The following is a 14092-nucleotide window of genomic DNA, read 5'->3' on the forward strand; positions in this document are numbered from 1 at the left end:
TCCCGGAGTGATTCAGTCGCCGCCCTGACGGTCACCCGTCGTGGCGGACGTCCAGCGACGCGGCGGTCTCGATGACCGCACTCTCCAGACGCCGATGATGTGTTTGCGCCACCTCCAGCACTGCTTCGGTGTCGCCGGCGACGAACCCCTCGAGCATGTTCGCGTGATCGGTGTTGAGTGCTTCCTGGACGGTGGTGCCCACCGAGCGCATCACCTGGAAGGGCTCGGTGAGATTCCAGGTCGCCTCGAACATGTTGAGCAGACGCGGCATCGCGCACGGTGCGGTCAACTCGCGATGGAACTCGCGCGAGATGTCGTGGAAAGCCTTGCGATCGCTGTATTTGACCGCGGTGACCAGTTCGTCGTGATGGCGTCGGGCACGCTCGATGCCGGCGGCGTCGATACGCGACACGGCTTGTGCCAGTGCAGCCTGCTCGAGAGTGCCCCGCACGAAGTAGATCTCGCGCAGCTCGTCGATGGACAGCTGGCTCACGCGATATCCGGCGTTGCGCTGATGTACCACGAGGCCCTCACCCACCAAGGTCTTGAGGGCCTCGCGCACCGGGATCGGACTCACCTGGAAGGCGTCGGCGAGCTCGCCGGGCGGGAGTTGGATGCCCGGTGGCGCGCCGCCGGACAGGATCAGCCGACGCAGCTCTTCGAGGACGTTCGCACGCGCACTGTCCGAACGGGTTTCGACGAGTTGTGCGATCAGCCGTTCGGTCATCCGGGAGGTCATCGGCGGGCTCCGGTGGCGCGCGAGGGATGTGCGTGAATCCATCCGGCCACGGCTTCGGTGAGGATCTGTTGGTTGTGCCGTTTGACGATCTCGTGCCCTTCGTCGTTGAACAGCAACAGCTCGGCGACCGCGCCGCGCGCACGCAGCTCGTCGACCATCTGTTGGGATTCACTGACCGGGACGTTGGTGTCGTGCGCCCCGTGGATGACCAGCAGGGGTGCGCGGACGTCGTCGATCCGGTGGATCGGGGAGAGGTCGGCGAGCAGTTCGCGGTCGGACTCGGGGTGCCCGTACTTGGTGTAGGCGGCCACCGCGATCCACGGTTCGGTGTTGCGGAAGAACGACTCCAGATCACTCATGCCGCAAATCGCGATCCCGGCGGCGAACATGTCGGGATGAAAGGTCAGACACGCCAGGGTGAGATAGCCACCGTAACTGCGTCCCGCGCAGTACACCGCGTCGGGATCGGCGATGCCGTGGTCGATCAGATATTCGGCACAGTCTGCCGCGTCGTCGATGCCGGCGTAGCGCCCGTAACGGTCGTCGGCGTGAGAGAACAGTCGGCCGTAGCCCGACGATCCGCGCACGTTGGGGGCAAACACGGTGATGCCGGCGTCGACGAGCGGTCCGAACAGGAAGTTGTACTCGGGCCGGGTCTGGCCCTCGGGACCGCCGTGGAAGTACACCAGCGTCGGACCGGGGCCCGATCCGTCGTTCGGTGTTGCCCGAAACAGCCATCCGGACAGAGGCATACCGTCCCGTGCGGAGAACTGCACGAGTTCGGGCCGCAACGCGGCCGACGGTCCGTCGCCAGCGACCACGTCGTCGCGGACCGCAACCACATCGCGGCTGATCGTGTTGATCAGGTGGACGAGTGGAGAGCGCTGCGGGCTGGAGACGGTGACCGCGACGAGTTTGCCGGCGGCGCTGATGGACAGCTCGTGCGCCACCTCGCCGGGCAATCGGATCGGTTCGTGCAGCGTCTGATCGGGCAGGGTGAGGATCTGAAGTTCACTGCGGCCGGCATGATTCCACAGGAGCGCGACGGTGGACTGGTCATGCGACACGGCGAACTCGTCGACGCCGACGTCCGGCCGTTGGGCCAACACCCGGAACCGCACCCCGCGATCGGCCACTTCCACGCCGAGCAGACGCGGGAATTTGGCGTCGAAGTCGCTGACTACCAACGCCTGCACACTGTCGAGATCGCGTTGTTCGTCCTGCGGCGGACCCACGAACACCAGGGACGGATGGTCGAAACCCTGATCGAGGATGTAGCCCTGATCGGTGACCGAGCCGGGATCGTTCGGCAGCAGCGGCGTCATGGCGATGGCGTCCTCGACGGTGTCGATCCGGCGACGGATGAGGACGATGTCGCGATACCCCCGGGGGCCGACCCGCACGAGTGTTGCGCCCTTCCACGAGTCGATGAGGGCCCCGCCGACGCGGACGTCGAGGGTCATCGTCGTGCCCGTGCCGGGGTGCACCCGCAGACTGTGGGCGGTGCCATCGGGTTCGGTGGCGGTGATCAGCACCCAATCGGTGTCCCAGCCGACCAGCGACACCGTTCCGAACGAGCGTCCGTCAGGCCTGGTGGCGCCGACCCGATAGGCGGTGTCGTCCTCGGCGTCGGTGGTGACCACCCACACCTGGTGATGCTCGCCGCCGCTGGGGGCGATCTCCACGGCCAGCCAGCGGCTGTCGGTGGAGTGGATCACCCGGCGCACCGGGCCGTTGGCACGAAGTCGCACCCAGCGGAGTTCGCCGACGCCGTCGGTGGACAACGACCGCTGGGCCGCGCGTGGATAGCCGTCGCCGTCGTCGACGATGTAGGCGAAAGCCGACCCGTCCGGAGAGACCGATGCGCCATAGGTGTGCCAGCCCCGGTCGTCGAACCGGACCCGACTGGTCGGTGCGGTGGCCCGCGGGTCGATGGTGGGGCCCGACGCGAACGGCTCGCGAGCGGTCATCGAGCGGTGATCGCTTCCATACTCTGCAACCACATCTCCAGCAGCGCGACCTGCCAGAGTTCGTTGCCGTCGAGGGTGGTACGGATTCCGTTGGGGTCGGCGAAGAGTCGGTCGAGGGCCGCCGGCCGGTACAGACCGCGGTCCACCGCCGCGCTCGACCGCAGCGTGTCGGTGACCAGGTCGAGCAGTCCGCCGTCGAGATGGCGGATTCCCGGTACCGGGAAATAGCCCTTGGTGCGGTCGATCACCGCAGCGGGCAGCAGGGATCGGCTGGCCTGCTTCAGAACTCCCTTTCCGCCGTGGGCCAGCTTGAGGTCGGGCGGACAGGTCGCGGCCAGCTCCACGAACTCGTGATCGAGGAACGGCACTCGGGCCTCCAGACCCCACGCCATAGTCATCGTGTCGACGCGCTTGACCGGGTCGTCGACCAGCATCACGGTGGTGTCGAGCCGCAGTGCGGCGTCGACGGCCGTACGCGCGCCCGGCGCGGACTGGTGGGCCAGCGCGAACTCCCAACTCGGGTCGTAGTCGGCGTCAACGTGATAGCGCTCGTCGAGGATGTCCAGGACAGCGCGATGGCCGCGGTCGAAGAATGCGTTGGCGTAGGCCTTGGTGGTGTCGGAGCGTGGGGTGTCACGCAAAGGTGGATACCAGGAGTATCCGCCCAGGATCTCGTCGGCGCCCTGCCCGGATTGCACCACCTTGATCGACTTGCTGACCTCCTCGGAGAGCAGGTAGAAGGCAACACAATCGTGGCTGACCATCGGCTCGCCCATCGCGGCGACGGTGTCGGGGACCGCCGGCAGCAGGCGGTCGGTGCCGATGTGGATCTTGTGGTGATCGGTGGCGAAGGTGTCGGCGATCAGATCGGAGTAGGCGTACTCGTCGCCGGATTCTCCTCCGGCCGAATCGAACCCGATGCTGAAGGTGGCCAGATCGTGTTGCCCCTGCTCGGCCAGCAGCGCCACCACCAGCGAGGAGTCGACCCCTCCGGACAGCAGGACGCCCACCGGGACGTCGGCGACCATGCGGCGCCGGACCGACGTGCGCAGCGACTCCAGGATCTCGTGCTGCCAGCGCCGTTCGTCCCAGTCGGCTCGATCCGGATGCGGTTCGAAACTCGGTTCCCAGTAGCGTCGTTCGGTGCTGCGCCCGTCCGGTGTGATGGTGCGCACCGTGGCCGGAGGCAGTTTCCGGATGCCGTTGTAGATGGTGTGTGGTGCGGGCACCACCGCGTGGAAGCTGAAGTAATGATGGAGTGCGACCCGGTCGATCGAGGTATCGACATCACCGGCACGTAACAGCGCTTGCACCGACGAGGCGAACCGGAGCCGTCCGGGGGTCTCGGCGATGTAGAGCGGCTTGATGCCGAGGCGGTCGCGCGCCAGGGTCACCGTGCCGCTGTCGGTGTCGACGACGGCGAAGGCGAACATTCCGATGAGATGGTCGACGCAGTCGGGGCCCCACGCATGGAAGGCCTTGAGGATCACCTCGCTGTCGGCATGGGAGAAGAAGCGGTAGCCCTTGGCCTCGAGTTCGCCGCGTAGTTCGCGATGGTTGTAGATACAGCCGTTGAACACCAGTGCCAGGGCCAGTTCCGGGTCGACCATCGGCTGGCCGCCGCGTTCGGTGAGGTCGATGATCTTCAACCGCCGATGGCCCAGTGCAACCGAGCCCTTGGCGAACACGCCGGAGCCGTCGGGGCCGCGTCGGGTCATCTCGCAGGTCATCGCGTCAACCGCCGAGATGTCCGGAGAAGTTGCGTCGAACCGGATCTCACCACATACGCCGCACATTTCTGAGTCCTCTCCCATTGCCCCGTCGTCAGGCGCCCTCGCCTGCACAGCCGCCGGTGCGACGTGTCCACTGCGCATCCCCGCCGTCTCAGCCTAGAAGTATGTGGCGGGGGTGGCAGAGTGAACGATCAGTTGTGCGGCGTGACCCATGTGGTGATGTCGCAATGCACCACCTCGGTGCCGTGCTTGTCGAGCACTCGGACATCGATCACCACATCGGTCCCCTCGACGATGCTCGCGAAGTCAACGTCGGCGGGCAGGGTCGCCTCGGCGGTCAGCCGCGTGGTGGCCTTGGCGAGGTAGCGGGTGGACATCGCCTTGGGTATCCACCGATGGGTGGTCGGGGTGCTGGCCTCCATGAGCATTCCCATCGCCGCCTCGGCGAGGTTGCAGGCGGCGATCGCGTGGAACGTGCCGAGATGGTTGTGCACGCCGAACCAGTTCGGCCCGGTGACCCGGCAGTAGCCGGGTCGCATGTCGGTGACGTAGGGCAGCACCGTGCCGAAGTAGGGCACCCGGGCGACCATGCCCAGCGAGAACAGGGTGTGGCCGACGACGTTGTCGGGTAGGCGGCGACGGAGGCTGTAGGTCGGGGAGGTCATGGGGGTACCTTACCCGTCGGTAAGGTGCAGTTCTGCTCGCCGACGGAACCCTGTTTCGCGTCGACAGAACCCTTTTTCGCGTCGACAGAACCCGGAATCTCGCCGAGCGAACCTTCAGGGGGGCCGGGTCTGGTGGTGGTTGGGGCGGTTCTCTCGGCGAGATTCCGGGTTCTGTCGACCGCCGTGCCAAGGCCTGGTGAGTCGGGTTCCGGAGTGGATTTGAATCTGCGCCCCGGGGTGGTGCATACTGTTCGGGTTGCCTTGACCGGCGGACGCAGGATCACTGCGGCCTCGATCAGGTGAATGACTCCCAGGCCCCGGATTCCGGGCCAGGGCGTGTAACGCGTGCGCTGAATCAGGCGTACGGACACGACACGCCCGACCGCGGGTGCCGGAGCACAGCCGGTTCGCTCAAGTGGCGAGCCAACGTACAACGATAGATGAACAGCGTCGATCCCCGAATCTCACGCGGGTGGTCATGTGTCCAGCGGCGAATTGCGCCGGCTTGTCCTTCGGGGCGGCATCAGGTCACGCGGTGTTTGTCTGTCGAGAACAACTGACGGAAGAGGACACAGCGTGGCGGGACAGAAGATCCGCATCAGGCTCAAGGCCTACGACCACGAGGCGATCGACGCTTCGGCGCGCAAGATCGTGGAAACCGTGACCCGCACCGGGGCACGGGTGGTCGGCCCGGTGCCGTTGCCCACCGAGAAGAACGTCTACTGCGTCATCCGTTCGCCGCACAAGTACAAGGACAGCCGCGAACACTTCGAGATGCGCACCCACAAACGACTCATCGACATCCTCGACCCGACGCCGAAGACGGTCGACGCGCTGATGCGCATCGACCTGCCGGCCAGCGTCGACGTCAACATCCAGTAGGCGGGGGGCGAGAAGAAATCATGAGCAATCAGAGCGCGACCAACCATCAAAGTGCCACACGGGGAATTCTGGGCACCAAGCTCGGGATGACCCAGGTCTTCGACGAGAACAACCGTGTCGTCCCGGTGACGGTCATCCAGGCCGGACCGAACGTCATCACCCAGCTCCGGACCGCCGACCGCGACGGCTACACCGCCGTGCAGCTGGCCTACGGCGCCATCGACCCGCGCAAGGTCAACAAGCCCGTCGCCGGCCAGTACGCCAAGGCCGGTGTCACCCCGCGCCGTCATCTCGCCGAGATCCGCATCGCGGACGTCTCGGAACTCGAGATCGGCCAGGAGCTGACCGCCGAGATCTTCGAGAACGGCACCAAGGTCGACGTCACCGGCACCTCCAAGGGCAAGGGATTCGCCGGCGCGATGAAGCGCCACGGCTTCTCCGGTCTCGGTGCCAGCCACGGCGCGCACCGCGTGCACCGTGCACCCGGCTCGATCGGTGGCTGTGCCACCCCGGGTCGCGTGTTCAAGGGCATGCGGATGGCCGGCCGGATGGGTAACGACACCGTGACCACACAGAACCTGACCGTGCATGCGGTGGACGCCGAAGCCGGTCTGCTGTTGATCAAGGGCGCGATCCCCGGCCGCAAGGGCGGCATCGTGGTGATCCGCGACGCAGTGAAGGGTGGTGCGACCAAGTGAGCACCGAGACAACGACAAAGCTGACGCTGGACGTGAAGACGGCCGACGGCACGACCAACGGCACCGTTGATCTGCCCGCCGAGCTGTTCGACGCACCGGCCAACATCTCGCTGATGCACCAGGTGGTCGTGGCCCAGCAGGCCGCAGGCCGTCAGGGCACCCATGCGACCAAGACCCGTGGTGCGGTCTCCGGCGGCGGCGCCAAGCCGTACCGCCAAAAGGGCACCGGTCGCGCCCGACAGGGTTCGACCCGCGCACCGCAGTTCGCCGGCGGTGGCACCGTGCACGGTCCGCAGCCGCGTGACTACAGCCAGCGCACGCCCAAGAAGATGAAGGCCGCCGCCCTGCGTGGCGCCCTCTCGGACCGGGCCCGCAACGAGCGCATCCACGTGATCACCGAACTGGTGGCCGGGCAGACCCCGTCGACCAAGTCGGCACGTCTGTTCCTCGAGGCACTGAGCGACCGTCGCAAGTTCCTGGTGGTCCTCGGCCGTGAGGACGTGACCGCCTGGAAGAGCGTCGCGAACCTGCAGAACGTTCTGCCGATCGCACCGGATCAGCTCAACACCTACGACGTCCTGGACTCGGACGAGGTGGTGTTCAGCGTCGAGACGCTCAACGCGTTCATCGAGCAGAACACCCAGAAGAAGGAGGCCTGAGATGGCTACGCAGGCAGACCCGCGTGACATCATCCTGGGGCCGGTGATCTCCGAGAAGTCCTACGGGCTCATGGAGGACAACGTGTACACCTTCCTGGTGCACCCGGAGTCGAACAAGACCGAGATCAAGATCGCGGTCGAGAAGATCTTCGACGTCACGGTCACCAGCGTGAACACCGCCAACCGGCAGGGCAAGCGCAAGCGCACCCGCTTCGGCTACGGCAAGCGCAAGGACACCAAGCGCGCGATCGTGACCCTGGCCGCCGACAGCAAGCCCATCGAGATCTTCGGAGGACCGGTCGGCTGACCGGGACTCGCAGAACTGAGGGACTAGAACATGGCTATTCGTAGATACAAGCCGACGACCCCGGGTCGTCGTGGTGCCAGTGGCGCCGACTTCGCCGAGGTCACCCGTGACCATCCGGAGAAGTCGCTGGTTCGCCCGTTGCACGGTCACGGTGGACGTAACGCCCACGGCCGCATCACCACCCGGCACAAGGGTGGCGGTCACAAGCGCGCTTACCGCGTCATCGACTTCCGTCGCAACGACAAGGACGGCATCGACGCCAAGGTCGCCCACATCGAGTACGACCCGAACCGCACCGCGCGGATCGCGTTGCTGCACTACGTGGACGGCGAGAAGCGCTACATCATCGCCCCGCGCGGCCTGAACCAGGGCGATGTGGTGGAAAGCGGTGCCGGCGCCGACATCAAGCCCGGCAACAACCTGCCGCTGCGCAACATCCCGACCGGTACCCAGATCCACGCCGTGGAGCTGCGTCCGGGTGGTGGCGCGAAGATGGCCCGTAGCGCCGGTGCCGCCATCCAGCTGCTCGGTAAGGAGGGCACCTACGCGACCCTGCGTATGCCGTCCGGCGAGATCCGTCGTGTCGACGTGCGCTGCCGCGCCACCGTCGGTGAGGTCGGCAACGCCGAGCAGAGCAACATCAACTGGGGCAAGGCCGGCCGTATGCGTTGGAAGGGCAAGCGCCCGACCGTGCGTGGCGTCGTGATGAACCCGGTCGACCACCCGCATGGTGGCGGCGAGGGCAAGACCTCGGGTGGTCGTCACCCGGTGAGCCCGTGGGGCCAGCCTGAGGGCCGGACCCGTAAGAACAAGGCCAGCGACCAGCTGATCGTTCGGCGTCGTCGCACCGGCAAGAACAAGCGATAAGCACAGGAGGGAGTTAGAGAATGCCACGCAGCCTCAAGAAGGGCCCGTTCGTCGACGACCACCTGCTTGCCAAGGTGGACACGCAGAACGAGAAGGGCACCAAGCAGGTCATCAAGACCTGGTCGCGCCGTTCGACCATCATCCCCGACTTCATCGGTCACACCTTCGCCGTCCACGACGGACGCAAGCACGTGCCGGTGTTCGTCTCGGAGTCCATGGTCGGGCACAAGCTGGGCGAGTTCGCCCCCACCCGTACCTTCAAGGGTCACATCAAGGATGACCGGAAAGCGAAGCGCCGGTAATGACTACGCAGACCGATAATCCCACGGCCAAGGCCACCGCACGGTTCGTGCGCGTCACCCCGATGAAGGCACGCCGGGTGCTGGACCTGATCCGCGGCAAGAACGTGGACGAGGCCCTCGACATCCTGCGGTTCGCTCCGCAGTCGGCCTCCGAGCCGGTGTACAAGGTGCTCGCCAGCGCCGTCGCCAACGCGGAGAACAACCTGGACCTCGATCGCCGGAGTCTCGTGGTTGCGACCGCGTTCGCCGACGAGGGCCCCACGCTCAAGCGGTTCCAGCCGCGTGCGCAGGGCCGTGCGTTCCGCATCCGCAAGCGCACCAGCCACATCACCGTCGTCGTCGAGAGCCTTCCCGAGAAGGCCCCCGCCGGCCGCGGACGCTCACGTCAGCCGAAGAAGGGAGCTCAGTAGTGGGCCAGAAAATCAACCCGCACGGCTTCCGTCTGGGCATCACCACCGACTGGAGTTCGCGGTGGTACGCCGACAAGCAGTACGCGGACTACGTGAAAGAGGATGTCGCCATCCGCAAGCTCCTGTCCACGGGACTCGAGCGCGCCGGCATCGCCAAGGTGGAGATCGAGCGCACCCGTGACCGGGTCCGCGTCGACATCCACACCGCCCGTCCGGGCATCGTCATCGGTCGCCGCGGCGCCGAGGCCGACCGGATCCGTGGTGACCTGGAGAAGCTGACCGGCAAGCAGGTACAGCTGAACATCCTCGAGGTGAAGAACGCAGAGTCCGAGGCCCAGCTGGTGGCCCAGGGCGTCGCCGAGCAGCTGAGCAACCGTGTGGCCTTCCGACGCGCGATGCGCAAGGCGATCCAGTCGGCGATGCGTCAGCCGAACGTGAAGGGCATTCGGGTCCAGTGCTCGGGTCGCCTGGGTGGCGCAGAGATGAGCCGCAGTGAGTTCTACCGCGAAGGTCGGGTGCCGCTGCACACGCTGCGCGCCGACATCGACTACGGACTCTATGAAGCCAAGACCACCTTCGGCCGCATCGGCGTGAAGGTGTGGATCTACAAGGGCGACATCGTCGGCGGCAAGCGCGAGCTCAGTGCAGCTGCGCCGGCCACCGAGGACCGTCGTCCCCGCCGGCCCAGCCGGCCCCGTCGCAGCGGTGCTTCGGGCACCACTGCCACGAGCACCGACGCGGGACGCGCGGCGGAGGCTCCGGCAGAGGCGACCGCGGGTGCTGGTGCGGCCACCGAGAAGCAGGAGGGCTGATCATGCTGATCCCCCGTCGGGTCAAGCACCGCAAGCAGCATCACCCCAGCCTGAAGGGCCAGGCCAAGGGCGGCACCAAGGTGACGTTCGGCGATTACGGCATCCAGGCTCTCGAGGGTGCGTACATCACCAACCGGCAGATCGAGTCCGCTCGTATCGCCATCAACCGGCACATCAAGCGTGGCGGCAAGGTGTGGATCAACATCTTCCCGGACCGTCCGCTGACCAAGAAGCCTGCCGAGACCCGTATGGGTTCGGGTAAGGGTTCGCCGGAATGGTGGGTGGCCCCGGTCAAGCCGGGCCGCGTGCTGTTCGAGATGACCTACCCCAACGAGGAGACCGCTCGCGAGGCTTTGCGTCGCGCGCAGCACAAGCTCCCGATCAAGACCCGCATCGTGACCAGAGAGGAGCAGTTCTGATGGCACTCGGAGTGGCTGCGTCTGAGCTGCGCGAGCTCAATGACACCGATCTGGTCGATCGTCTGCGTGAGTCGAAGGAAGAGCTGTTCAACCTTCGTTTCCAGATGGCCACCGGCCAGCTCGACAACAACCGTCGTCTGCGGACCGTGCGTCGCGAGATCGCGCGGATCTACACGGTGATGCGTGAGCGTGAGCTGGGTCTGGCGTCGGGACCGGATGGTGATGACGCATGAGTGAGGACCAGACAGTGAGCGCAAGCCAGAACGTCGCGAGCAACCCGCGTGCGAGCCGCAAAGAGCGGATCGGCTATGTGGTGAGCGACAAGATGCAGAAGACCATCGTGGTCGAGCTGGAAGATCGTACGCGGCATCCGCTGTACGGCAAGATCATCCGGACCACGAGCAAGGTCAAGGCACACGACGAGAACGAGATCGCCGGTATCGGCGACCGCGTGCGGATCATGGAGACCCGCCCGCTGTCGGCGACCAAGCACTGGCGCATCGTCGAGGTGCTGGAGAAGGCCAAGTAGGCCGTTCTCCGACGCGAGACGTACACGCGGCCCGTTCCCCGATGGGGGACGGGCCGCTGTCGTGTTCGGACACCGCTGTGACGCGCGGACCCGCAGAGTCCGTCGGGGTGCGGCATAATCCCGACCATGCTCATCGGCCGGACCGCGGGTGTGTGATGACCGATTCCGCGGTTGCCGTCATCTGTGTGCTGTTGCTGCTGTGGGCGGTGCTGTCGCGGGTGCTGACCCGCCACGACGTCACCGGGCCGCTGCTGTTCGTGCTCGCCGGGTACCTGCTCGCCAACCCGGAGTGGGGTGTGTTGGCGGTCGATGTGGACACCTCCATCGTGCACATCCTGGCCGAGCTGACCCTGGGCCTGGTGCTGTTCACCGACGCCTCCCGCGTCGACGTGGGCCGACTGCGCCGGGCGATACGACTACCGGCGCGGCTGTTGCTGGTGGGTCTGCCGCTGACGATCGCGCTGGGCACCCTCGGCGCCGAAGTCATCTTCGGCGAGTTCGGCTGGGGATTGGCGTTGTTCGTCGGTGCCGCCCTCGCTCCCACGGACGCGGCGCTGAGCGTGCAGGTGATCGACGACGACCGCATCCCACGCCGACTGCGGTTGTCGCTGAACGTGGAGAGCGGACTCAACGACGGGATCGCGACGCCGGTGGTGACCCTGGCCATCGCACTGGGGGCGACGGCGCTCGGCGTCGGTGGTGCCGAGGGCATCACCCTGGGCCAGGCCGGCATCGAGTTGGCGGTCGGGGTGGCCACCGGGGCCGTGGTCGGCGGCATCGCCGCGTGGGCGATCAACGTCTCGGCGCTGCGCGACCTCTCGTCGCCCAAGACCCGGCAGATCGCCGCACTGGCGACCGCGGTCGGCGTGTTCGCGCTGGCGGTCACGATCGATGGCAACGGTTTCATCGCTGCATTCGTTGCGGGAATGACGTTCGGTCACGTGCTCGACCGCGATCGGGCGGAGAGCAGCGCAGACCCTTCCACGCAGGAGTTGGGCCGCCGTCGCAACGAGGACTCCACCGTGCTGGAGGTGCTGCCCGAGCTCGGTGGCGAACTCCTCGCGCTGGTGGTGTGGTTCCTGTTCGGCGCCATTCTGATGCCGCTGGCTTTTCACGTGGTGGAGGCGGGCGATCTCGCACTCATGGCCGGCTACGCGATACTGAGCCTCACCGTGTTCCGCATGATCCCGGTCGCGGTGTCCCTGTGGGGGAGCGGTCTGCCGACCCGCGATGTGCTGATCGTGGGCTGGTTCGGTCCGCGCGGCCTGGCATCGGTGGTGTTCGCACTCCTCGGTGTCGAACAACTCGGCACCGACGGCGGCGCCGGTCCCGCCGTCGCCGCGATCGCGGTGACCGTGCTCGCCAGCGTGGTCCTACACGGAGCGACCGCCGGTCCGGTGGCCCGCCGATACCCTCACGACGGTGGCGCTGACGCATCCGACGCAGGACATGTGCGGCTGCGGCCCAGCGGTGTGCACCGGTGGCGTCGATGACGGATCGACCAGCCGATATCGGCCCTCGTCGGCTCCCGCCGTCCCCGTTGATCTACGAGATCAACACCTGGGTGTGGCTCGCCGAGCTGTCCGACCGAATCGGCTGCACGGGCGCGAGCGAACCGATCACGCTCGCCGACGTCCCGCACGCCACCTGGGACGCCATCGCGGAGTCCGGCTTCGACGCCGTCTGGCTGATGGGGGTGTGGCGGCGCAGTGCGGTCGGCGCCCGGATCGCGCGTGGCGATCGCGCCTTGATGGAGTCGTTCGCCGAAGCGGTAGGGGACCTGCAGTCGCAGGACGTCGTCGGCTCACCGTATGCCGTGCGCGACTACACCGTCGATGACCATCTCGGCGGGCCCGCCGGGTTGGTGGCGGCACGGCGCGCACTCGCCGACCGGGGAGTGGCGCTGATCCTGGACTACGTGCCCAATCACGTCGCACTCGACCACCCGTGGGTCGGCACGCATCCGACTTGGTTCATCGGCGGGGATCGGGCCGACCTCGCCGGCGACGACGCGTCGTTCACCGAGATCGACGGCCGGGTCATCGCACACGGCCGCGACCCGTACTTCCCGGCGTGGACCGATGTGGCGCAGCTCCACGCGTTCGACCCGCACCTGCGCGCGGCCACCGACGCCGAGCTGTCCCGGATCGCGACGCAGTGCGACGGCGTGCGCTGCGACATGGCGATGTTGGTGATGAACGAGGTCTTCGCGTGGACCTGGGGTAACCGAGCGGGCCCGGTGCCCACCGACGACTTCTGGCCCGACATCATCGCCTCGGTGCGCGCCCGACACCCGGGGTTCGTGTTCATCGCCGAGGCCTACTGGGGCACCGAGTGCGCGCTGATCGATCAGGGTTTCGACCACTGTTACGACAAAACGCTCTACGACACACTGCGAGATGAACCGGGCACGCTGGCCCACCGCCCGAACGCCGACGATGGAGATCCCCACACAGGCGTGCGTTTCATCGAGAACCACGACGAGCCGCGCGCTCCGGAGGCCTTCGGCGAACGCGACCGGCAGGCCGCGGTGGTGATCCTCACCGTGCCAGGAGCCCGGTTGATCCACCACGGGCAGCTCACCGGCCGCCGACGTCGCCTTCCCGTCCAACTCGGTCGCAGCCCTGACGAACCGGTCGACGGTGACCGCGCGGTGTTCTACCGTGCCCTGCTCGGCGTCGTCGACGACGACGCGTTCCGGTCGGGCGGGCAACGGTGGTGCGACACCCGGTCTGCACCCGCTCTGCTCGCCTGGACACGGGGCGCACGACGGTGGCTCATCGTGGTGAACACTGCGGGTACGGCGACGGCAGGGCGCATCAGGCCGGACTGGTCCGATCCTGATTCCGATCCCGATGAGGCGCACCCGGCCGGACAACCCGCACCGGGCACCCGGCTGGTCGACGCGCTCTCCGGCCAACCGCTGCACATCTGCGGCGACGGAGCCGTCGACGTGCGGCTGGGGCCATGGGGGTGGTTGGTGCTGCGCCTCATCGACACCGACACCGACCGCGCTGATGTCGGGTGGGTGCCGTGACGGCGGCAAAGCGTGGCAAGGTCGTCACCGAACCACAGGACCGGGCGACGAGGTGGCCGCGGC

17 protein-coding genes are annotated in these 14092 nt (G+C 67.0%); 13 read left to right on the top strand and 4 right to left on the bottom strand.

All coding sequences use genetic code 11. The features are described from left to right. Window positions 1-31: 31 nt before the first annotated feature. From VX037_RS00300 to VX037_RS00315, 4 genes are all read right to left on the bottom strand, one after another. Entirely contained in the window at window positions 32-739 is a 708-nt protein-coding gene (locus VX037_RS00300; RefSeq protein WP_372475343.1) for a GntR family transcriptional regulator, read from the bottom strand. After that, entirely contained in the window at window positions 736-2709 is a 1974-nt protein-coding gene (locus tag VX037_RS00305) for a S9 family peptidase (protein WP_235725546.1), read from the bottom strand. The genes VX037_RS00300 and VX037_RS00305 overlap by 4 nt, the downstream gene beginning before the upstream one ends. Continuing rightward, complete coding sequence (locus tag VX037_RS00310; RefSeq protein ID WP_328712839.1) at window positions 2706-4505, bottom strand: N-acetylglutaminylglutamine amidotransferase; 1800 nt, start codon at window positions 4503-4505, stop codon at window positions 2706-2708. The genes VX037_RS00305 and VX037_RS00310 overlap by 4 nt, the downstream gene beginning before the upstream one ends. Before the next feature lie 128 nt (window positions 4506-4633). Further along, the gene (locus VX037_RS00315; RefSeq protein WP_328712842.1) at window positions 4634-5107 is read right to left on the bottom strand and encodes a hotdog fold domain-containing protein; all 474 of its coding nucleotides are present in this window, start codon (window positions 5105-5107) and stop codon (window positions 4634-4636) included. Between the two features lie 576 nt (window positions 5108-5683). On the opposite strand from VX037_RS00315, the gene rpsJ reads away from it, so the two are divergent. The 13 genes from rpsJ to VX037_RS00380 all read left to right on the top strand — a co-directional run bounded on the left by rpsJ (window position 5684) and on the right by VX037_RS00380 (window position 14029). Next, the gene (gene rpsJ, locus VX037_RS00320; protein WP_003938093.1) at window positions 5684-5989 is read left to right on the top strand and encodes a 30S ribosomal protein S10; all 306 of its coding nucleotides are present in this window, start codon (window positions 5684-5686) and stop codon (window positions 5987-5989) included. 20 nt (window positions 5990-6009) lie between these two features. Then, a complete protein-coding gene (gene rplC, locus VX037_RS00325) occupies window positions 6010-6687 on the top strand; it encodes a 50S ribosomal protein L3 (protein ID WP_235725549.1) in 678 nt (225 codons plus the stop codon). After that, window positions 6684-7346, top strand: coding sequence for a 50S ribosomal protein L4 (gene rplD / locus VX037_RS00330; protein WP_235725550.1), 663 nt, complete (start codon window positions 6684-6686; stop codon window positions 7344-7346). Before rplC ends, rplD begins: the two co-directional genes overlap by 4 nt. 1 nt (window position 7347) lies before the next feature. Next, on the top strand, window positions 7348-7653 hold the full coding sequence (gene rplW, locus VX037_RS00335; RefSeq protein WP_235725551.1) for a 50S ribosomal protein L23: 306 nt from the start codon (window positions 7348-7350) through the stop codon (window positions 7651-7653). 30 nt (window positions 7654-7683) lie between these two features. Continuing rightward, window positions 7684-8520: a 50S ribosomal protein L2 gene (gene rplB / locus VX037_RS00340; protein WP_235725553.1), complete on the top strand. Its 837-nt coding sequence runs from the start codon at window positions 7684-7686 to the stop codon at window positions 8518-8520. A 20-nt stretch (window positions 8521-8540) separates the two neighbouring features. After that, the gene (rpsS, locus tag VX037_RS00345) at window positions 8541-8822 is read left to right on the top strand and encodes a 30S ribosomal protein S19 (protein WP_005170311.1); all 282 of its coding nucleotides are present in this window, start codon (window positions 8541-8543) and stop codon (window positions 8820-8822) included. Next, window positions 8822-9232: a 50S ribosomal protein L22 gene (gene rplV / locus VX037_RS00350; protein ID WP_235725554.1), complete on the top strand. Its 411-nt coding sequence runs from the start codon at window positions 8822-8824 to the stop codon at window positions 9230-9232. Before rpsS ends, rplV begins: the two co-directional genes overlap by 1 nt. Then, window positions 9232-10044: a 30S ribosomal protein S3 gene (gene rpsC, locus VX037_RS00355; protein WP_160900623.1), complete on the top strand. Its 813-nt coding sequence runs from the start codon at window positions 9232-9234 to the stop codon at window positions 10042-10044. The genes rplV and rpsC overlap by 1 nt, the downstream gene beginning before the upstream one ends. Window positions 10045-10046: 2 nt before the next feature. Then, entirely contained in the window at window positions 10047-10463 is a 417-nt protein-coding gene (rplP, locus tag VX037_RS00360) for a 50S ribosomal protein L16 (RefSeq protein ID WP_086534385.1), read from the top strand. Then, window positions 10463-10696, top strand: coding sequence for a 50S ribosomal protein L29 (rpmC, locus tag VX037_RS00365; RefSeq protein WP_235725556.1), 234 nt, complete (start codon window positions 10463-10465; stop codon window positions 10694-10696). The genes rplP and rpmC overlap by 1 nt, the downstream gene beginning before the upstream one ends. After that, window positions 10693-10992: a 30S ribosomal protein S17 gene (gene rpsQ / locus VX037_RS00370; RefSeq protein ID WP_235725558.1), complete on the top strand. Its 300-nt coding sequence runs from the start codon at window positions 10693-10695 to the stop codon at window positions 10990-10992. Before rpmC ends, rpsQ begins: the two co-directional genes overlap by 4 nt. Before the next feature lie 155 nt (window positions 10993-11147). Then, window positions 11148-12485, top strand: coding sequence for a cation:proton antiporter (locus tag VX037_RS00375; RefSeq protein WP_328712843.1), 1338 nt, complete (start codon window positions 11148-11150; stop codon window positions 12483-12485). Beyond that, window positions 12482-14029 (top strand): alpha-amylase family glycosyl hydrolase, encoded by a 1548-nt coding sequence (locus VX037_RS00380; RefSeq protein ID WP_328712844.1) that lies wholly within the window; start codon window positions 12482-12484, stop codon window positions 14027-14029. Before VX037_RS00375 ends, VX037_RS00380 begins: the two co-directional genes overlap by 4 nt. Window positions 14030-14092 lie beyond the last annotated feature (63 nt).

The sequence above is a fragment of the Gordonia sp. Z-3 genome (assembly GCF_036233855.1).
Classification (GTDB): domain Bacteria; phylum Actinomycetota; class Actinomycetes; order Mycobacteriales; family Mycobacteriaceae; genus Gordonia; species Gordonia tangerina.